This is a genomic window from Kordiimonas sp. SCSIO 12610 (genome assembly GCF_024398015.1).
Lineage (GTDB): Bacteria > Pseudomonadota > Alphaproteobacteria > Sphingomonadales > Kordiimonadaceae > CANLMI01.
Window position 1 is genome coordinate 2862808 of record NZ_CP073747.1, and the last position, 19830, is coordinate 2882637.

At 45.6% G+C, this 19830-nt stretch carries 17 protein-coding genes; 11 read left to right on the forward strand and 6 right to left on the reverse strand.

The genetic code is table 11. The annotated features are described in order from the left end of the window. Positions 1 to 16 precede the first annotated feature (16 nt). The 3 genes from KFF44_RS13245 to KFF44_RS13255 are packed head-to-tail and all read left to right on the forward strand — an operon-like array spanning position 17 to position 3167. Positions 17 to 973 carry a dihydrodipicolinate synthase family protein gene (locus KFF44_RS13245; RefSeq protein ID WP_255934945.1) on the forward strand — a complete coding sequence of 319 codons (957 nt, stop codon included), beginning with the start codon at positions 17 to 19 and terminating at the stop codon, positions 971 to 973. Between the two features lie 8 nt (positions 974 to 981). Next, positions 982 to 1911: a proline racemase family protein gene (locus tag KFF44_RS13250; protein WP_255934946.1), complete on the forward strand. Its 930-nt coding sequence runs from the start codon at positions 982 to 984 to the stop codon at positions 1909 to 1911. Then, complete coding sequence (locus tag KFF44_RS13255) at positions 1908 to 3167, forward strand: FAD-binding oxidoreductase (RefSeq protein ID WP_255934947.1); 1260 nt, start codon at positions 1908 to 1910, stop codon at positions 3165 to 3167. Before KFF44_RS13250 ends, KFF44_RS13255 begins: the two co-directional genes overlap by 4 nt. 62 nt (positions 3168 to 3229) lie before the next feature. On the opposite strand, the gene KFF44_RS13260 is transcribed toward KFF44_RS13255, so the two are convergent. The 3 genes from KFF44_RS13260 to KFF44_RS13270 form a co-directional block, all read right to left on the reverse strand. Next, complete coding sequence (locus tag KFF44_RS13260; RefSeq protein ID WP_255934948.1) at positions 3230 to 4933, reverse strand: solute:sodium symporter family transporter; 1704 nt, start codon at positions 4931 to 4933, stop codon at positions 3230 to 3232. Between the two features lie 69 nt (positions 4934 to 5002). Beyond that, positions 5003 to 5896 (reverse strand): aldo/keto reductase family oxidoreductase, encoded by an 894-nt coding sequence (locus KFF44_RS13265; RefSeq protein ID WP_255934949.1) that lies wholly within the window; start codon positions 5894 to 5896, stop codon positions 5003 to 5005. Then, positions 5896 to 7050 (reverse strand): LLM class flavin-dependent oxidoreductase, encoded by a 1155-nt coding sequence (locus KFF44_RS13270; protein ID WP_255934950.1) that lies wholly within the window; start codon positions 7048 to 7050, stop codon positions 5896 to 5898. Before KFF44_RS13270 ends, KFF44_RS13265 begins: the two co-directional genes overlap by 1 nt. 102 nt (positions 7051 to 7152) lie before the next feature. Between KFF44_RS13270 and KFF44_RS13275 the strand changes: the two genes are divergently transcribed. After that, positions 7153 to 7854: a GntR family transcriptional regulator gene (locus tag KFF44_RS13275; RefSeq protein ID WP_255934951.1), complete on the forward strand. Its 702-nt coding sequence runs from the start codon at positions 7153 to 7155 to the stop codon at positions 7852 to 7854. Positions 7855 to 7863: 9 nt separating this feature from the next. Further along, the gene (locus tag KFF44_RS13280; protein WP_255934952.1) at positions 7864 to 8964 is read left to right on the forward strand and encodes a Gfo/Idh/MocA family protein; all 1101 of its coding nucleotides are present in this window, start codon (positions 7864 to 7866) and stop codon (positions 8962 to 8964) included. Between the two features lie 59 nt (positions 8965 to 9023). Here the strand turns inward: KFF44_RS13280 and KFF44_RS13285 are convergent, their stop codons facing one another. Continuing rightward, on the reverse strand, positions 9024 to 9776 hold the full coding sequence (locus KFF44_RS13285; protein ID WP_255934953.1) for an ABC transporter substrate-binding protein: 753 nt from the start codon (positions 9774 to 9776) through the stop codon (positions 9024 to 9026). A gap of 345 nt (positions 9777 to 10121) precedes the next feature. Here KFF44_RS13285 and KFF44_RS13290 point away from each other — a divergent pair, with 345 nt between their 5' ends. Next, complete coding sequence (locus tag KFF44_RS13290; protein ID WP_255934954.1) at positions 10122 to 10649, forward strand: DUF3833 domain-containing protein; 528 nt, start codon at positions 10122 to 10124, stop codon at positions 10647 to 10649. A 58-nt stretch (positions 10650 to 10707) separates the two neighbouring features. Here KFF44_RS13290 and KFF44_RS13295 read toward each other — a convergent pair whose 3' ends face one another. Beyond that, positions 10708 to 11406: a TetR/AcrR family transcriptional regulator gene (locus KFF44_RS13295; protein ID WP_255934955.1), complete on the reverse strand. Its 699-nt coding sequence runs from the start codon at positions 11404 to 11406 to the stop codon at positions 10708 to 10710. Beyond that, entirely contained in the window at positions 11403 to 12953 is a 1551-nt protein-coding gene (locus tag KFF44_RS13300) for a long-chain fatty acid--CoA ligase (protein WP_255934956.1), read from the reverse strand. Before KFF44_RS13300 ends, KFF44_RS13295 begins: the two co-directional genes overlap by 4 nt. 116 nt (positions 12954 to 13069) lie before the next feature. Here KFF44_RS13300 and KFF44_RS13305 point away from each other — a divergent pair, with 116 nt between their 5' ends. Genes KFF44_RS13305 through KFF44_RS13325 form a run of 5 tightly spaced genes read left to right on the forward strand, consistent with a single transcriptional unit; the run spans position 13070 to position 19816 of the window. Beyond that, positions 13070 to 14692, forward strand: a complete 1623-nt coding sequence (locus KFF44_RS13305) for an acyl-CoA carboxylase subunit beta (RefSeq protein WP_255934957.1) — start codon at positions 13070 to 13072, stop codon at positions 14690 to 14692. An 11-nt stretch (positions 14693 to 14703) separates the two neighbouring features. Next, entirely contained in the window at positions 14704 to 16677 is a 1974-nt protein-coding gene (locus KFF44_RS13310) for a biotin carboxylase N-terminal domain-containing protein (protein WP_255934958.1), read from the forward strand. Positions 16678 to 16712: 35 nt separating this feature from the next. Then, positions 16713 to 17855, forward strand: coding sequence for an acyl-CoA dehydrogenase family protein (locus tag KFF44_RS13315; protein ID WP_255934959.1), 1143 nt, complete (start codon positions 16713 to 16715; stop codon positions 17853 to 17855). 1 nt (position 17856) lies between these two features. Then, positions 17857 to 18663, forward strand: coding sequence for a TIGR03084 family metal-binding protein (locus KFF44_RS13320; protein ID WP_255934961.1), 807 nt, complete (start codon positions 17857 to 17859; stop codon positions 18661 to 18663). A gap of 4 nt (positions 18664 to 18667) precedes the next feature. Next, positions 18668 to 19816 carry an acyl-CoA dehydrogenase family protein gene (locus KFF44_RS13325; protein WP_255934962.1) on the forward strand — a complete coding sequence of 383 codons (1149 nt, stop codon included), beginning with the start codon at positions 18668 to 18670 and terminating at the stop codon, positions 19814 to 19816. Positions 19817 to 19830: the final 14 nt, after the last annotated feature.

The following is a 19830-nucleotide window of genomic DNA, read 5'->3' on the forward strand; positions in this document are numbered from 1 at the left end:
TAAGAGGACGTTTGTGATGATAGACAATAGCGTATTTTCAGGCTGTATTCCCGCTTTAATGACGCCGTGCGATAAATCAGGCACCCCTGATTTTGATGCCCTTGCGCGCAAAGGCAAAGACCTTATTGATGCTGGCATGAGCGCTGTCGTTTATTGTGGTTCGATGGGCGATTGGCCACTTCTTAGTGATGAGGAACGTATGACGGGTGTGAAAGCCCTTTGCGGCGCTGGCGTTCCTGTTATCGTTGGGACAGGTGCACAAAACACAAAACGTGCTGCTGCAATTGCGGCGCACGGCGCTAAGGTGGGGGCTGCGGGGCTTATGGTTATTCCGCGTGTTCTATCCCGCGGGATTTCACCTATTGCACAGTACAATCATTTTACAGCCGTTTTACAGGCTGCACCGAACCTTCCGTCTGTGATCTATAACAGCCCATATTACGGCTATGAGACGAAAGCTGATCTGTTTTTTAAATTGCGCGATGAAAATTCAAACCTGATTGGTTTCAAAGAATTCGGCGGCGCACAGTCAATGACGTATGCGGCAGAAAATATTACCTCAGGAAGCGATGACCTTATTTTAATGGTTGGCGTTGATACGCAAGCGTTTCATGGATTTGTCAATTGCGGGGCGGGCGGCGCTATCACAGGTGTTGGAAACGCTCTTCCCAAAGAAGTACTTCGACTGGTTGAACTCTGTGAAGAGGCAGCCAAAGGGGATGCTACAGCACGCAAACTTGCTTATGAACTCGATACCGCCCTGCATGTATTATCAACATTCGATGAAGGGCCTGACTTAGTTTTATACTACAAGCACCTGATGGTTCTGGAAGGAAGCCCAGAATATCAATATCAATTGAATAGTGATGATCACCTTACGAGCTCACAAAGAGCTTTCATCGAGCAAGCTTGGCAGCAATTTAGAAACTGGTGGGATAGCTGGCCCGGAAAGACACCGAGTAAAACAAGTTAGGTGGAGCCATGCGCGTTATTGACTCTCACACAGGCGGCGAGCCAACCCGGGTCGTCATTGAAGGTGGTCCGGATTTAGGCAATGGATCTATGGCACAACGCTGCGAAAAATTTGCCAACGAGTTCGATCACATTCGCACGATGACAATCAGGGAACCTCGTAGTTCTGATGCTGCGGTTGGTGCACTCTTGTGCGAACCCCTTAACCCTGAACATACAGCTGGTGTTATTTTCTATAATACAGCCGGGTATTTAGGGATGTGTGGCCACGGCACCATCGGTCTCATCAATACACTCGTTTACATGGGAAAAATTAGCGAAGGCATACATAAAATTGAAACTCCGGTTGGCGTCGTTACAGCTAGATATCTGGGCAACCATAAGGTTAGCATTGAAAATGTTGAAAGTTATCGGTTCAGGAAAGATGTGTGTGTGAACGTGCCGGAACTAGGCAGTGTGACTGGTGATATAGCCTGGGGTGGAAACTGGTTTTTCCTCATCAGCAAAGCACCAACCGCTTTAACCTCTCAAAACATTCCTGACCTTACATATCAATCATTAAAGATACGACGAGCTTTGGCTGCCCAAGGCATAACTGGGGAAGATGGTACAGAAATTGATCATATCGAATTTTTCGGCCCTTCTACTCTCAAGGGTGTCGATAGCAAAAATTTTGTCATGTGCCCAGGCGGGGCGTACGACAGATCACCCTGCGGCACGGGAACCAGCGCAAAGATTGCGTGCCTAGCAGAGGATGGAAAGTTAAACCCCGGTGATGCATGGAAGCAGGAAAGCATTGTTGGGAGTATATTTGAAGCCTCATACACAAGGAATAAGGATGGTGGAATTATTCCGATGATAACAGGCACTGCCCATATCTGTGGTGAAACAACGCTCATCTTTGAGGATAATGACCCCTTTAGACTTGGAATACCATGACCCGTAACAGATCAGACAATTCCGTTGTAATTATTGGTGCAGGTATCATTGGGCTGGCATGCGCCCACTATCTCGCTCGCGAAGGGAAAAAAGTTGTTGTTCTGGATAGCAAAACAATTGGTGGCGGATGCTCTGCGGGAAACTGCGGGCATATTTTACCAAGCCATATATTGCCATTAAACTCTGCTAGCGCCTTAAAAACAGGTTTTCTGTCACTATTTGATCGGTCTTCTGCTTTTAGGGTAAAACCCCAACTTAATTTAAACTTCATAAGCTGGATGTGGAGTTTTGCCCGCCATTGTTCTTCAAAGCACGTGTTATCAGCCACGCACCATTTACAGTCTATCCTTGAGCTTTCAATAGCTGAGTATGAGGATATTATAAATTCTGAGGCACTCGATTGCGATTGGCAAAAATCAGGGCTTTTATATCTATTTAAAGATCAGAAATCCCTCGACCAGTTTTCCAAAACCGATGAATATCTTAGCGAAAATTTCAAATTGAAGGCGGATTACCTCGACCCTAATGCACTACAAAGTTTTGACCCATCCCTAGACACATCACTGACTGGCGGCTTTCTGTATAAACAAGATGCACATTTAAGACCTGAAAAGCTGATCCATACCTGGACACAAAAGCTAAGAGAACACGGCGTTACATTTGTTGAAAACTGCCATGTAATCAATTTCGAGCGCACTAACGATCAAGTTTCAAAGTTAATGACAACATCCGGTGATATCGAGGTGGAGCAGCTAGTCATCGCAACGGGGGCTTTCTCTGGTCAATTAGCAAAAATGCTTAATTGTTCGGTGCCTGTAATTCCTGGAAAGGGATATTCTATTACTTTTCCAAAAACGACTGTCGCACCAAAAACGTCGATTGTATTTCCCGAAGAAAACATTGCGCTTACCCCGTTTAAGGATCACCTTCGTATCGGATCGATGATGGAATTTGTTGGCTTTAACACGGACATTCCAGACCACAGAATTCAACAACTTCACTCAAACATTGCCCCCTACTTCAAAGACGCCCTACCTGAACAAACATCAAAAGGATGGTTCGGCTGGCGGCCAATGTCTTATGATGGCTTGCCTATAATTGGTCGACTGGAAAACACTGGGAACGCATTTATCGCGACCGGCCATGGTATGATGGGTGTCATGCTTGCGCCAGCGACAGGGCGCTTGATTTCAGAAATTATGACTGACAAAAAACGTATAATATCAGAAATGCCCTATTCCCCAGCGAGGTTTTAAAACTGCTCCGCCGTTATTAATGCCTGCCAAAAACATTATTAAGTGGTATATATTGCAATACTTTATGCGTTTTGATGCGTAGAGATTGCGCGCCACCACACACTCACATTCAACAGCAATACCCCGCCATTAATGAGGTAAAAAAGTAAGCCTAAATTATTGCCCGCTAGTCCTATCGGTGAGAATAAAACATAAATCAAAACTACAGCGGAAAATAATGTAAAAGCCACAGGTACCGTGTATCGCCAGGGTGTTAAGTCCACGATATCAACCTTTTTGAACACCCAGGGGTCAGGCCTTGGTCTAAGATATCCAGCCAGCAGCATAATTCCAACTTCAACTGTAAACAGAAGCGCATATAAATGCAGGAAGTGCAGCGTAACGTAATCATCCAAGGCAAATTTCAGCAGGCCATATGCAATCACATGGAAAATAATGACCATTTTAGCGCCTATCGCTGGAATGCGTTTACTAAACAGCCCAACCAACACAATCACCACAATTGGAATATTATAAAACCCAGTAAAAATTCTAATAATCTGCCATAAACCCTCAGGAGCAAAATATAGAAGCGGTGCCACTATGAACGAGAAAATCGCCATAATGACACTAACAATCTTCGCCATACGAACAGTCTCATGCTCACTAACTTTCCCACCCTTAAGCGGCGTATAAATATCCAGGCAAAATAGTGTAGCAGCACTGTTCAACAGCGAATTAAACGAGCTAAACACTGCACCCAATAGAACCGCGAGGAAAAAACCCATCAACCATATAGGGAAGAGATCACGGATCAACTGTGGATACGCGAGGTCGATCGACGTTAATCCCGCACCATAAAGGTGAAAGGCAATGACACCGGGTAACATCATAAAAAATGGGACGAGCAGCTTTAGGAAGCCTGAAAACAAAACCCCTTTTTGCCCTTCGGCAAGATTTTGTGCTGCCAATGTACGCTGAATAACATATTGGTTCGTACACCAATAAAAAAGATTCGCCATAATCATACCTGTAAAAATCGTCCCAAAGGGGGTGGGGTCACCCTTCCCTCCTATGGCATTTAATTTTTCAGGATGCTCGGAAGTTATCGTGGCAATACCGTCTAATATACTGCCTCCCCCAAGGGCATAAAGCCCCAACAGTGGCACCAATATGCCAACAATCAATAACCCAATACCGTTCAAAGTATCAGATACAGCAACCGCCTTCAGCCCACCAAAAATCGCGTAAACCGAGCCAACACAACCAATCGCAAGTACTGTAATGATAAGCGCTTCAAATTGACCAACACCCAACAGTTCAGGAACGTCAAATAATTTGATAACAGCAATTGACCCTGAATAGAGGACCGAGGGAATAGTAACCAACCCATACCCAAGCATAAACAATATCAACGACATTTGCTGGACCTGAGGGTCAAACCTGTTTCTGAGGAATTCTGGTAGCGTCGTAAAAGCACCCGCGAGATATTTGGGGAGAAAAATAATTGCCATAGCAATCGTTGAAACCGCTGCCGTTACTTCCCATGCCATACTTGAAAGATTGAACCCATACGCAGAGCCATTAAGGCCGATAAGTTGTTCAGCGGATAAATTTGTTAAAAGCAGCGAACCCGCAATGAATAGGCCACTTAAATTCCGGCCTGCAAGGAAATAGCCATCCTTCGACTGTGTGCTACCGCGAGTATAAACATAAGAAACCCATGCAACGAGCGCCATCAAAACAACACACGTTACCAAAGTTAATATAAGTTCAGCACCAGTCACACAGGTTTCCTTTTTATGTTGATTGGCATCCAGCCTGATGAATGACTACTCAGGGAATTTAAAAGCTATTTAAGGAACCTCATAACCATTTGCTGTCGAATATAGCTCAAACCAGGTTTGACGATCTATGTTGACATCAAAGGCTTTAGAAAACGTCTTTATACGCTCAAGTGTATTCGTGCCCATGACCGGAATGATACCGGATGGGTGCGCTAATAGCCACGCAACCGCAACAGCCGCGATATCCACGTCATTCGCTGATGCCATCCGCTCGAGTAAGCTATTCAGTTCGGCGCTCGATTGATTAAACAAACTACCACCACCAAGCGGCGACCAGGCCATTGGCTTCACATTTCGTTCTTGCAGATATGCTATATCGCCGTTGGTAAAAGCATCGTTCGCTGCAAGGCTTATTTCGATCTGATTAGTGACAAGTTCTGTATTCATAGCACTGGAAAGCAATGACCAATCATGCGACTTGAAGTTTGATACGCCAACAGCCTTAACCTTACCGGATGCCACAACTTCGTCCAAGGCAGCCCCAGTTTCATGATGGTTCATAAACGGATCAGGTCGATGGATGAGCAACAAATCAATGCAGTCAATATTCATCAACGACAAGGACTGGTCTACAGACTGTAAAATATGGCTGCGGCTGGTATCATAATATTTCACGCGCCGATCTGAATATCGTCCAACAGGAGCAACGATATCGCACTTCGTTACAATTTCAATTTGACCCTTTAATTGAGGCGCAGCCTTAAGGCAGTTACCCAGCATCTCCTCGGCCATATAGCCGCCATATATATCGGCTTGATCGATTGTACTGATACCTTGCTCTAAGCATGCTTCGATTTTAGCCTGGATATGCGAAGGCGAAGTATCAACGTCATCACCGATGCGCCACATACCGTAGACAATACGGGATATATTCAGTTTGTCAGCAAGTTGAACTCTTTCCATTATACTCTTATTCCTGTACCAAGAGGCGTTTGCGGGGGCATAGTTGGCACTTTACCATACACGTCAGGCAAAGAGCATGTCTTCAGATCCGGCATGACATATTTCCCAAACAATTTGCATTCTTCAATGTGTGGATATCCAGACAAGATAAAAGCCCGAATACCCATATTCTGATACTCCTCCAGTTCTGATAAAACCTGATCGGCAGAACCCACAATCGCTGCGCCGCAGCCAGAACGTGCTCGACCAATACCAGTCCAAAGATGTGGTTCTACATATCCGTAAATATCTGCAAGTTCTCTTGCTCTTGCCTGATGAGAAACACCCAGACTAATGCTATCATGCGCACGGTCGCGAATTAATTTACCGTATTCATCATCTAACTTACTGACGATATATTCCGCATATTCCCGGGCTTCCTGCTCTGTATCACGAACAATGACATGGGCACGCAAACCATAATCAATGACACGATCATACTTTTCAGCGACACTGTGCACAGCCTTCATGCGCTCTGCCAGCATGTCCTTTGTTTCTGGCCACATAAGATACACATCACAGTGTTCTCCGCACAAATCGAGCGCTGGCGGCGAATATCCTCCAAAATATAACAAAGGCCCATTTGTCTGATAGGGTTTTGCTGGTTCGGTAGGTACATTTTCAAACTGGTAAACCTGTCCATCGATAGAGATCGTATCTTGCATCCAGGCCTGTTTCAGGATTTCAACAACTTCTCTTGATCGCTGGTATCTATAGGTACTTTCCGCAACCTCTCCCGGAAAGTCAGAACTAATAATATTTAGCGTCAACCGACCCTTAAGCATATGATCCAAAGTGGCAACGGTGCGGGCAAGCATAATGGGCTGCATTTCACCACATCTTATTGCTGCCAACATATTAATTTTAGACGTTAAGGGGGCACAGCCCGCAACAAAACTAAGGGTATCCTGTCCAACCTGGTAGGACGAAGGGCATAATATATTTCGAAAACCTTGGCTTTCCGCCTCTAAAAGGATATCGCGGCAATGTTCCCAACTAGACCTTAAATCCCCGTCAGGTACACCAAGAAACTGATAATCATCCGAACATAATGCTGAGAACCACGATATTTCTATGGCCTCTAAGTCCGCGGACCTAACGGGTACGATTGTCATTGGAACACCCTCGTAATTCGTTTACATATAAGTTGAATATCATGAGGACGCATGTATATCAATAGTATATCAATTTTCTAATATTGCTTGGAGAAAGGCATAATGCCGAACCAACGCGCACTACCGAAACACATACAATTAAGCGAAATGCTCATCAGAGAAATAATGTCTGGGCAATTAGCAAACGGTAGTCGTTTACCAAGCGAGCGACAAATGGCTGCCGATCTTGGTGTTGCAATTGGAACCTTGCGTAAAGCCCTGGCAATCCTTCAGGAAAAAGGCGCGCTCGAGCGCATTCACGGGTCTGGAAATTATATCCGTTCGACAGCCGATATAAACAGTATTTATTCATTTTTTAGGTTAGAGCTGTTGGAAGGCGGCGGCCTGCCAACTGCCAAAGTAATCGACGTGCAAAAACTAAAAAAGCCAATAGGATCGCCCGATTTTGGTGCAGCGTCAAAAGCACATAGAATTAGGCGAATACGTTTCTTAAACGATAAACCAATTGCGATTGAGGAAATTTGGCTCGATGCATCCGTGGCTAAAGTCCTTGAAAAAATGGACCTGATCGACTCGTTGTACCTGTTTTACAAAGAAAATCTTGGACTTGTTATTTCCAGAGTGGAAGATCAAGTGGGGATCGACATCCTCCCTGATTGGAATCTGTCAGAAACCAATATGGAACCGGGCAGTTACATGGGATATATCGAGCGCGTAAGCTGGGATACAGAAGATAAACCGGTTGAGTTTTCCAAAACATGGTTCAATTCAGAAATTGCGCGTTACACGATGCGTCTGCAATAAGTGAGCAATATGACTAATAAAAACTATGGTATCATCGGCTGCGGCATGATGGGGGTTGAACACATCAAAAACATCAAATTGCTCGATGGGGCAGATGTCACAGCTGTTTATGATCCAGTATTTGAACTCGCTGAAAATGCAGCTAAATTGGCTGGTAATGCTTCAGTATCGACAAGCCTTGATCAGATTATAAACAACACCTCGCTAGACGCCATCGTAATCGTTAGCCCAAATTTCCTACATGTCAATCAACTGGAAAAAGCTCTAAGGCAAAGCGATGCCAATATTCTATGTGAAAAACCTTTGTTCACTGATATCTCTGATCATTCAAGAATTAAGCAGCTCAATAAGCGTTATAAAGATCGCGTTTGGGTCGCAATGGAATATCGCTACATGCCGCCTATTGAGGCCTTGATTAATCAATCCTTGGATGTAACAGGACATATTGAACTGCTATCAATTCGCGAGCATCGATTTCCCTTTTTAGAGAAAGTCGGTGACTGGAATCGTTTTAACAAAAATACTGGTGGCACTTTCGTCGAAAAATGCTGTCACTTCTTTGACCTAATGCGCCTTATACTGAGGGCAGAGCCCATCCGGGTCGCTGCAAGCGGTGGTCAAGCCGCCAATCACCTTGACGAAAACTACAACGGAGAAACTCCCGATATATGGGATAGCGGATATGTTCTCGTTGATTTTGACAATGGCAGCCGTGCAATGCTTGAGCTCTGTATGTTTGCTGATGGATCACTTTGGAATGAGGAAATATCCGCGGTTGGAGCAAAGGGCAAGATCGAATGCAGACTTCCTGGCCCACATAGATTTTGGCCAAGTGATCTTGGGGAACCGCCGCATTCACAGCTTACGATAAGCCCCCGCACGCCTAAAAAGCCAGTCACTACAGAAATAACCGTCGACAGTGATTTATTACTGGCTGGTGACCATCATGGTTCAACATACTATCAACACCAGCAATTCTTGAAGCTTATTAATAATGGCGGCGTGCCAGATGTTTCGATAGAGGACGGGAGGATGGCCGTTTTGATGGGTATGGCTGCTCAAATTGCAGCCAGTGAAAAGCGCGTCGTCGAACTATCAGAATTTGATTGAGAGCCAAATAAACCTTGAGGCAATTGAAAACCTAACCCTATTAAGTGACCAAGGTGGAATTATCTATCATTTGCATTAGCAAACTGGGTTGACGAATATTTATCCAGAATGGCTTGGCGTGTGCCATCGGATATTATCTGATTTAACGTCTCATTGAATTTATCTCTAACCGTCTGATCTTTAAAAGCGGCATATGCAGGAATTGCAGGGATAATTTCATGGATTTTAATCGACGGCCTTGGTTCTTGGAGTGGTCGTTCATTATTCCAATAATGCTGAAACAGATAATAATCCAGAACAACAACATTGGTTCGTTTTCGTTCTAAGAGCTTTGGTAAAACAGACATGTCATCAAGTTCCATATAGCTATTATTCCTTGTCATCTCGACAAATGTCTTACCGAAATACCCTTTGGCTCCTTGAAAACTGGAAACCATCAAACCCTTGATAGAAGCAAGGCTATTAAAATCCAGCTTTTCGTCCGCACGCGTAAACACCGTCGGTCGATAAAGAACCACTGGCTCAGACACAAAAAATCCCTTTGTATCCTTTTGGAAAAAGGTAGGAACAACCAGGTCAACGTTACCTGTTTCAACAGCTTTTTGAGCGCGCGCAAGCGACATATACTCAATATGCACTTCGTAACCTGCACGTTTCAAAACTTCACTAACAATGTCGATATCAATCCCGCTATTAGTTTCGCGGATCATATGTGGCGGGCCATCATCTGTAGCCAGGGTCAGTATTTTACTTTGAGCGCAACAATACTCTGCCAAAAACACAGTTAAAAGAGATAGGATTACAGCTTTCATGCGTATACCCTAGTTGCCAGTAAAAGTTTATCAACACTTATTAATACGACAGTCTAACCTATTAAGATCAAAAAACAATTGAAAGATATACATAGACAAAAAAAGATAAGTTTTAAATAACCCAAATATAACTTTCTAAGCACTTTACTTATTACTATCCATCGTATCTTTCAAATTTATGCCCCATTACTACGAACTCTAGACCACCTTTAATTACAAGAAGCCTAATACTTTTCTCAGACAATTCAAACCAAACACCATCAAAGATCGTATCAAGCTTAGTTGCTCTGTTCGTAAAGTTTACAGAAGTTATCGATAAGATTACAGTTTTGGATATCCGCAAATATGAAACACGCGTTCATTCTCTTTATACTATTTTTGGTTTCAGCCTGTTCCGGTTCGATCGATGGCAAAAACTACGAGCAAACCGGTCAACCTTTCGATTTATTCACATTTTTCGAAGGAGACGTTAAGGCCTGGGGCATTGTGCAAGACCGTGATGGCAATCTTTTGCAACGCTTCGAAGTGGATATCAAAGGTAAGATTGATGGAAATACACTCACCCTCGACGAGACGTTCTATTATAGCATAGGGAACGGGCCGACAGAACGGACCTGGACCATCTCAAAACAAATAGACAATACGTACACGGGTTCTGCAACCGACATACCTGGTCCAGCGTCTGGCAAAGGATTTGGTAACGCCTTCAATTGGCGATACAACATGGATCTACCGGTGGATAACACAAGCTATAATGTGACATTCGACGACTGGATTTGGGCGTTTGATGAGGATCGCATTATCAACAGATCGTACATCAAAAAATTTGGTATTGTTTGGTCTGATGTCACTATTTTCATGGAAAAAAAGTAAGCGCAATTGGTACGCGCTCATCAAAAGTCATAATACCACAACTGCTATGAATAAAGTCTCACATCTGCTTAAGTTCTTTAACGATGGCTTCCAGCTTGTCAATTTGATCCGCATAACTTGATCGTGTCCCAATTTCGTTTTCTTGCGTTAGCCCTACAGCAGAAAACAATGATGGCAACATCATGTTTAAATGCTTCTCATAGGTATCAGCGTCACCGCGCAACATCAGGGTCCGCCCCAAATGTTCAAGGCTGCCATAAAAGACATCCCGCAAAATCGATACTTTCTTGTCAGAGGGAATATCCCCACGGTTTCGGGCTTCACGAATAACATTATCAAATGTTTTAACGTACGTTTTATTGAGCAAATATTGTTCGCTCTGCTGGTATTCCAGGCTATCACGGTACAGCGTGGAAGCGAGCATTAACATTTGCCACTCATCCAGCGACCTACCCAGGTGTAAGTGCGCTAAAAAGTGAAGGCGCTCTTTTGTTGTCTGATATTTTAATATTCCTACCTCTGCGCTTTCCGTGAGGGTAACATAAAATGTTCTCAGAACAGCGAGCATCAGGGCTTTTTTATTATCAAAATATAAGTAAAGCCCCCCTTCAGACAAACTACACCGCTTTGCAATTTCAGCCATAGTTGCCTTTTCAAACCCTTTTTCGAGAAAGGTAGAGTGCGCAGCCTTCAAAATATCCGCTTCCCTAGCTTCAACCTTCTGACGCCGGGTTTTTCCTTTTTTTACTTCACTCATAGATTTTCTTTAAGTTGATCACGCAACTGATATTTCAATACTTTGCCCGTAGCATTGCGGGGCAAGACGTCAATTCTTTCAATACGATTTGGATGTTTATATTTAGCCAGTTTATCTGAGCAAAAGCTTTGCAAATCAAGCAAAGATAGGTCTGCATCCTCTTTCACAACAACGAACGCGCATCCGGTTTCTCCCCAAACTTGATCTTTTACACCGACTACAGCAACCTCAAGAATTTCGGGCATTTGGTACAAAATATTCTCAACCTCGGCAGGGTAAACATTTTCACCGCCAGAAATATACATGTCTTTGACGCGGTCTTCTACATACAGATACCCATCTTTATCACGCCGGACAATGTCACCTGTTCTAAGCCATCCATCAACAAATGACTGTTCGTTGGCATCTGCCCTATTCCAGTAGGCGGGCGTAACTGTGGGGCCGCGAAGCCACAATTCACCAGTTTGATTAACCCCGACGTCAACTCCATCCGGGTCAACAATTCTTCCTTCACTATGCCGCAACAATACGCCCACTGATCCTTCTTTATTCGTCACTTGCTCAGGCGGTAAAAATGTACAGCTTGCTGCATTTTCAGTCATGCCGAGCCCTTGCTGGACGGTCAATCCATTCTCTGACCACCAACGAATAATATCAACGGGAACCGCTTCGCCGCCCGCGCAAGCAACCTGAATATTTGAAAAATCTGCTGTTTTTGCCTTCGGATGTTGACGCATAGCATTATACATTGCCGGCACGCCAATAAAATGCGTAACGCCATGTTCTGGATTTCCAATATATTCCAGCATACTTTCAGGGTCAAATGACCGCATCACAAGGGTCGTGCCACCAAGATACATGGCCGGGCAATTAAATATATTAAATCCTCCAATATGAAAAAGTGGCATAACTGCCAAATTCACCATTGGTCCTGCAATTCCAACGCTCGATACAAAATTAAAGACCGAGAACAAGAGCATTTTATATGTAATCACCACCCCCTTTGGGCGGCCGGTTGTTCCCGAGGAATACATCAGCATACAGGTGTCAGATAAAAACTGGCCGATCATATCGTTAATTGGAGATACCTCAGAGAACGAACGCTCAAAACTGCTATCCCCGCCAACACCATCTGTATCGATCCAATGTTTAACAGATACAAGAGGTTTGACAATATCAACGGTTGGTTCAAAGACGGTATCAAAAACCACCACATCCGGGCTTGCATCATTAATAATATATTCAAGTTCAGGAGCTGTAAGGCGAAAATTCAACATTAGGCAGACGGCCCCAATTCGCCAGCATGCAAACACGACCTCATTCATATCGGTTGAATTCATAGCAAGAAGCCCAACACGGTCACCTTTTCGAACACCCAACTCTTTCAGATGAGCCGCAAGTCGGCCCACACGGTCATGCATTTGTAAATACGTGTATGTGCGACCACTCGCTATATCAACTTGCGCGGTACGTGCACCGTGATTGGCGGCATTATAAGAAATCCAGTCAAATACTAAATCTTGCCCACTTCCCGACTGACTCATCATATTTCCCCTGAACAGTAAAACCGAAATAATAAAACTGAAAACAAAAATAAACTTGACTTAGTTTAACTGAGGCTTCCTTATTGTAAAGTATTTTGATCATGATCGAGGCTATTTGCATGAGCGTATTCGCATCCAGAATTAATACCAACTCCGAGGAATTTGCCGCAAACAGGGCTGACATGCTGGCACTGGTTGACCGATTAAGTGAACTGAATGGACGCGGTGCAAAGATATCAGAGAAAAGAAAAGACCGTTTTGATGCGCGCGGCCAACTGACACCACGTGAACGCTTGGCACGGCTTCTTGACCCCGGCATGCCATTTCTCGTGATCGGAAACATAGCTGGCTATTTGCTCGACACAAAAAAAGAAGAAAAATCAATCCCGGGTGCGACGATCATTGCCGGTATTGGCTTTATCTCTGGCGTTCGCTGCGTTGTCGTTGTGGACGATAGTGGTATTCAAGCAGGTTCCCTGACAACCGCTGGCGGTTACCGACTTCAGCGCGCTCAGGAAATTTCACTCGAACAAAAGCTACCATTTGTACATCTGGTAGAAAGTGCTGGCGGCGACCTCTTGAATTATACCGTTGAAGGCTTCCTACAAGGCGGTCGATTATTCGGGAATTTGGCGAAACTATCCAAGGCAGGTATTCCTGTTATTGCTATCTTACATGGGTCGTCAACAGCGGGCGGCGCCTATATGCCGGGCCTGAGCGATTATGTAATCGCTGTTAAAGGCCGCGGGCGCGCATTCCTCGCAGGACCACCGCTTTTAAAAGCTGCAACAGGGGAAATTGCGACGGAAGAAGAATTAGGCGGCGCAGAAATGCATGCAACGACCTCTGGCCTAGCGGAGTATCTTGCGGATGATGATGGGCATGCGGTTCAAATGGCACGTGAATTGATCTCAAAACTTGATTGGGACAAGGATATGCCAATCACTGTTACCAACGATTTCACTGAACCATACTATGACCCTGATGAAATAGCTGGCCTTATACCAACCGACTACCGAAAACCTTATGATGTACGGGAACTGGCAGCACGCATCGTTGATGGCTCCGATTTTCTGGACTTTAAACCCGACTACGGCATCTCAACGGTGTGCTTACAAGCAAAAGTGTTCGGGCACGCTTGCGCATTCATTGGTAACAATGGCCCTATTGACCCCGCAGGGGCGACAAAAGCCGCGCAGTTCCTTCAGCTCTGTGATCAATCAAACATTCCTGTGGTTTTCCTGCAAAACACCACGGGCTACATCGTTGGCACCACAAGCGAGCAAGCCGGAATGATCAAGCATGGTTCCAAAATGATCCAGGCCGTCCGGAACATAAGCGTTCCACGCATTACCTTCATGGTCGGTGCAAGCTTTGGTGCAGGCAACTATGGGATGTGTGGCCGCGGATACGATCCAGATTTTCTTTTCACATGGCCGAACGCCAAAACAGGTGTAATGGGCGGCGACCAGGCCGCTAAAACTATGTCTATGGTCGCCAGAGGACGAGCGAAAGCGAAAGGCGAAGAGGTTGATGAAGAGGTCATCAAGGCACAGGAAACAATGCTAACGCATGTGTTTGATAGCCAATCTGATGCCTTTTATACATCAGGCCATCTGATGGATGACGGAATGATCGACCCACGCGACACCCGCAAAACACTTGGGTTTATTCTGGAAACAGTCCGTGAGGCTGGCACACGCAAACTGCGTGAAAACAGCTTTGGCATTGCCCGGATGTAGGGGGAAGTATCATGACCAATATCTCCAGAATTCTGATTGCGAACCGCGGCGAAATAGCATGCCGTATCATGCGTACCGTTCAAAATATGGCGATGCAAGCAATCGCTGTATATTCAGACGCAGACGAAGCTGCCCCTCATGTAAAAATGGCGGATCAAGCGATTTGCATTGGCTCTGGCCATGTTGATCAATCTTATCTTGTGATCGAAAATATCATCGATGCTGCCAAAAAGTCTGGCGCAGATGCCATCCATCCAGGCTATGGATTTTTGTCTGAAAATGCTGAATTCGCACGCGCATGCGCTGACAATGATATTGTCTTCATCGGCCCCAGACCTGAAGCCATTGAAATTATGGGAAACAAGGCAGCAGCAAAAGAAAAAATGATTGAAGCAGGGGTCCCTTGCGTACCCGGTTATAACGGCAAAGATCAAAGCTTAGGCGCTTTCGCGAAGGCCGCGGATGACATTGGCTTCCCGATTATGGTGAAAGCGAGTGCGGGAGGCGGCGGTCGTGGCATGCGCTTGGTCAATAGTAAAGATGGCCTTCCAGATGCTATTAACCTTGCCCGTTCCGAAGCAGAAAACGCCTTTGGAAATGGTCATTTAATTCTTGAGAAGGCTATCATCAATCCTTCCCACATTGAAATTCAGGTCTTCGGCGATACGCATGGAAATATTGTTCATTACGGCGAACGAGACTGTTCTGTCCAACGTCGCCATCAGAAAATACTTGAAGAAGCACCTTCCCTTGCCGTTGACGGGGCTTTGAGAGAAAAAATGGGCGAAGCTGCTATCAACGCAGCAAAATGCGTCGATTATGTCGGTGCAGGAACGGTTGAGTTTCTTTTAGACGCTGATAAAAACTTCTATTTCCTTGAAATGAACACCCGCCTTCAGGTGGAACATCCCGTAAGCGAAATTGCATATGATGAAGATTTCGTTCGGTTACAGATTGAAATTGCGAGCGGAAATACGATCGGCAAAGGTCAGGATTATATCTGGCATCATGACTGGGCGATAGAAGCGCGGCTTTACTGCGAAGATCCTGAAAATCAATTCCTACCAGCAATAGGCATGATTGATTTTTGGCGCGCACCATCAGGTGAAGGCGTCCGGGTAGATGCAGGGATTACAACTGGTATTGAAGTATCGCCGTTTTATGATCCTATGGTAGCCAAAATCATCGGTTTTGGCGAAACACGTGACATTGCAAGGCGCAAGCTTTTGAAGGCGTTAAAAGAAACATGCCTGTTCGGACCCAAAAGCAATTTAAGCTTCCTGATTGCAAGTATTGAGAAAGAAACGTTTAAGTACGGTCCCATCACTACCGCCTTCATTGATGAGGAGTTTGAAGGTGGCTTAGCCCACAACGACGGATCATTGGGTGACATTTACGCGGTCGCAGCCGTTATCGAACACGAGCTAAACACAATAGATCATGAATCCCCTCTCAAAAACTGGACGAGTGCCGGTGCCCTAACATCCAGAAGCCAATATAAGATCGGAGAAGATATCGTCGATATTTTTGTTCATGCCAATGGCCCTTCGAACTATACGGTTACGATTGGTGATACATCCAATGATTTCGAGGTAGACAGTTTTGGTGCAAATGATGCAGTCCTCACTATTAATGGCAAACGAATAAACGCCGCATACCATAGGATGGGCGAAGGTGATTTTTGGCTCAATATTGACGGGATCACTCAACGCTTTCAAAACCTGGTTTATCAGCCCTCTCAGGCAACTGTTGGACAAAAAGGCGGCAATATAACCGCCCCTATGCATGGGGTATTGCTAGAGGTTAAAGTGAATATTGGTGAAGAGGTACAGGAGGGTCAATCACTCGCCGTTCTTGAAGCCATGAAAATGCAGCATGAGATCAAAGCAGAAATTAACGGTACGGTTAAGGCAGTTGGAGCATCCGCAGGCAGTCAGGTTGCAGCCGACAGTTTGCTCATCGAAATTGAACCAGCGAAGGATTAGGCAATCATATCTGATTGCCGAAAAGGAAATTTGCCATGAAAAACCCTTTTGAAACCGAAGAACGTCGTGCCTTTCAGGAAACGGTCGAACGCTTTATTCAAAATGAAGTGGTTCCCCATGCCAATGAATGGGACGAGGCTGGCACCTTCCCATGGTCGCTTCATGAAAAGGCGGGAGCGCTTGGTTTTTTCGGGTTTGGTATTGATGAAAAATACGGCGGGCTTGGCTTTGATGACGCCTTCATGCGGGCGAGCCTGGGTGTAGAAATGGGGCGAAGCGGTATTGGCGGCGCGATGGCAAGCATTGGTTCGCGCAATATCATGACTGGCCCTATTCAAATGCTTGCAAGTGACGATATTAAAATGAAGGTGCTTCCTGATGTTGTCTCCGGTAGAATGGGTGGGGCGCTCGGCATTACCGAACCATCAGGCGGGTCCGATGTTGCGAACATCAAAACCACCGCGCGCAAAGACGGTAACCACTATGTTTTAAACGGTGAAAAAACCTTCATCACAGGGGGCTTGAACGCATCGCATTTTGTGATCGGTGCGCGTACAGGCGGTGATGGCATCGCAGGTATTTCATTATTCTATGTCCCTGCTGACACGCCGGGTTTCACCCGACAATCCGTTGGCGGCAAAATGGGGTGGTGGTGCTCTGATACGGCCAGCCTGTTTTTTGATGACGTCCGCGTGCCCGCAGAAAATATGCTCGGTGAAGAGAACCGTGGTTTCATATCAATCATGAATAATTTTAACTATGAGCGCTTGGGCATGACAGCGCAGTGCGTTGGGATGTCACGTCTTTGTATGGATGAAAGCATCAAGTGGGCGCAGGAGCGAAAAACCTTTGGGAAACCAATGATTGCTCATCAGGTTATCCGTCATAAGATTGCTGATATGTCTTCAAAAATTGATGCATTGCAAGCGCTCGTTCATCAAATTTGCTGGAATATCGAAGACGGGAATATGCCCGTGGCAGAGATTTCGAAGGCGAAGTTTTTCGGCTCCAAAGTGCTTGAGTTCTGTGCAAGTGAGGCCATGCAAATCCTTGGAGGTGCCGGGTACCTGCGCGGCAGCCCCGTTGAGCGCACCTACCGTGAAGTAAAGGTTATGGCAATTGGTGGCGGCTCTGAAGAGATTATGCGTGACCTCGCCGTAAAGCAGATGGGATTATAGAATGTCATTAACATCTGACTTACGGGAAGAACAGCTAGCGCTATTTGATTTGATGAAAGGTCAAAGCGAGGAATTCTATCAAACGCCGTCTCAGTTCAAGGATTGGACCGTCTGGGATATTATTGCACACCTGCATTTCTCAGACCATATGGCGCTCACGGCAGCCACTAGCGATGAAGCCTTTTACGCCCTTCAAAAAGAGTTGGGGGTTTTATTTGCTGGCAAAATATCCTTCCGCGATTATGCACGAAATTGGGCCGGTGATATTTCAGGGCAAGCCCTGTTAGAGCGCTGGAATGATATGTTTAATGATATGTGCGGGCGCTTTGATGATGCACCCGATGGCCAGCGCTACAAATGGTTTGGCCCGGATATGGGTGTCCGCATGTTCGCGACCGCCCGCCAGATGGAGATTTGGGCGCATGGGCAGGCGATTTATGACCTCCTTGGCATCACGCGACAAGATACGGACCGCATCAAAAATATTGTCGTCATTGGCGTGAAGACATTTGGATTTAATTTCACCCTTCATGGCAAAGAAGTGCCCGCAACTATGCCCTTTGTATCGCTAACCGCGCCATCAGGCGAGATATGGGCATTCGGCGAAGAAAATACGAGTGAACGGATCGAGGGACAGGCCATAGAGTTTGCGCAGGTTGTCACCCAAACACGGAATATTAAGGACACTGACCTGATGGTTACAGGCGAGGTCGCAAGCAACTGGATGGAAATCGCACAGTGCTTTGCTGGTGGTGCCGAAACACCCCCTGCCCCCGGTCAGCGTCATAAGTCAGAGAATCAAGGATAGAGCTATGCTTTTTAATGAACAACACAATGAAATTCGCAGAACTGTCGCAAAATTCGTTGAAAATGAGATCAATCCCTATGTTGATGACTGGGAAGACGCTGGTATTTTCCCGGCCCATGAGCTTTTCAAAAAAATGGGGAACCTTGGGCTTTTGGGGATTTCAAAACCGGAGGCTTACGGTGGCTTGGGCCTAGATTATTCCTATGAAATGGTTTTCGCGGAGGAATTAGGCGCGATACGGTGCGGCAGTATTCCTATGGCAATTGGCGTACAGACCAACATGGCAACCCCTGCGCTTGCAGTCTTCGGGCATGACGAAATCAAGGAAAACTTCCTGAAACCTGCCATTGCAGGCGATATGGTCTGTTCAATTGCGGTTAGCGAACCTCATGCGGGATCGGACGTTGCGGCGATCAAAACAAATGCTGTCTCTGACGGTGATGATTATATCATCAACGGCACCAAAATGTGGATCACTAATTCAACGCAGGCAGATTTCCTTTGTGTGCTTGCGAACACAGATGATGGTAACAAACACGCGAACAAGTCGCTGATTATTGTGCCTACCAAAACACCTGGTATTTCATTTTCTGAACGTCTGAACAAACTGGGCATGCGCTCTAGTGATACCGCGCAGATATTCTTTGATGATGTTCGGGTTCCGAAACGATATCGGATCGGCGATGAAGGTGCAGGTTTCCGTATGCAGATGATCCAGTTTCAGGAAGAGCGCCTATACGCCGCCATGAGCTGTATCAAGGGCTTCGAGCTTTGCATCAATGAAACCATCGAATATACGCGTGAACGCAAAATATTTGGTGGCAGCGTACTTGATAATCAGGTGGTGCAATACCGTCTCGCTGAGCTTCAGACCGAGATCGAATGCTTACGTGCCCTTATGTATCAGGCAACAGAAGACTATATCAATGGGGGCGATGTAACAAAACTCGCGACAATGGCGAAGCTTAAGGCCGGCAGGCTCGCGCGCGAGGTAACCGATAGCTGCCTTCAATATTGGGGCGGTCAGGGCTTTATGTGGGATAATGTAGTGTCACGTAGCTATAGGGATTCGCGCCTAACATCTATCGGTGGCGGCAGTGACGAGACAATGCTCCGTGTTCTCTCGGGCATGATGGGCATGTCAAAACGATAACCCACTGCGACAAG

Bases quoted from the DNA above. Each gene is read 5' to 3' on its own strand.
- KFF44_RS13245 (WP_255934945.1), top strand. From the start codon at position 17: ATGATAGACAATAGCGTATTTTCAGGCTGTATTCCCGCTTTAATGACG.
- KFF44_RS13250 (WP_255934946.1), top strand. From the start codon at position 982: ATGCGCGTTATTGACTCTCACACAGGCGGCGAGCCAACCCGGGTCGTC.
- KFF44_RS13255 (WP_255934947.1), top strand. From the start codon at position 1,908: ATGACCCGTAACAGATCAGACAATTCCGTTGTAATTATTGGTGCAGGT.
- KFF44_RS13265 (WP_255934949.1), bottom strand. From the start codon at position 5,896: ATGGAAAGAGTTCAACTTGCTGACAAACTGAATATATCCCGTATTGTC.
- KFF44_RS13270 (WP_255934950.1), bottom strand. From the start codon at position 7,050: ATGACAATCGTACCCGTTAGGTCCGCGGACTTAGAGGCCATAGAAATA.
- KFF44_RS13275 (WP_255934951.1), top strand. From the start codon at position 7,153: ATGCCGAACCAACGCGCACTACCGAAACACATACAATTAAGCGAAATG.
- KFF44_RS13280 (WP_255934952.1), top strand. From the start codon at position 7,864: ATGACTAATAAAAACTATGGTATCATCGGCTGCGGCATGATGGGGGTT.
- KFF44_RS13285 (WP_255934953.1), bottom strand. From the start codon at position 9,776: ATGAAAGCTGTAATCCTATCTCTTTTAACTGTGTTTTTGGCAGAGTAT.
- KFF44_RS13290 (WP_255934954.1), top strand. From the start codon at position 10,122: ATGAAACACGCGTTCATTCTCTTTATACTATTTTTGGTTTCAGCCTGT.
- KFF44_RS13295 (WP_255934955.1), bottom strand. From the start codon at position 11,406: ATGAGTGAAGTAAAAAAAGGAAAAACCCGGCGTCAGAAGGTTGAAGCT.
- KFF44_RS13300 (WP_255934956.1), bottom strand. From the start codon at position 12,953: ATGATGAGTCAGTCGGGAAGTGGGCAAGATTTAGTATTTGACTGGATT.
- KFF44_RS13305 (WP_255934957.1), top strand. From the start codon at position 13,070: ATGAGCGTATTCGCATCCAGAATTAATACCAACTCCGAGGAATTTGCC.
- KFF44_RS13310 (WP_255934958.1), top strand. From the start codon at position 14,704: ATGACCAATATCTCCAGAATTCTGATTGCGAACCGCGGCGAAATAGCA.
- KFF44_RS13315 (WP_255934959.1), top strand. From the start codon at position 16,713: ATGAAAAACCCTTTTGAAACCGAAGAACGTCGTGCCTTTCAGGAAACG.
- KFF44_RS13320 (WP_255934961.1), top strand. From the start codon at position 17,857: ATGTCATTAACATCTGACTTACGGGAAGAACAGCTAGCGCTATTTGAT.
- KFF44_RS13325 (WP_255934962.1), top strand. From the start codon at position 18,668: ATGCTTTTTAATGAACAACACAATGAAATTCGCAGAACTGTCGCAAAA.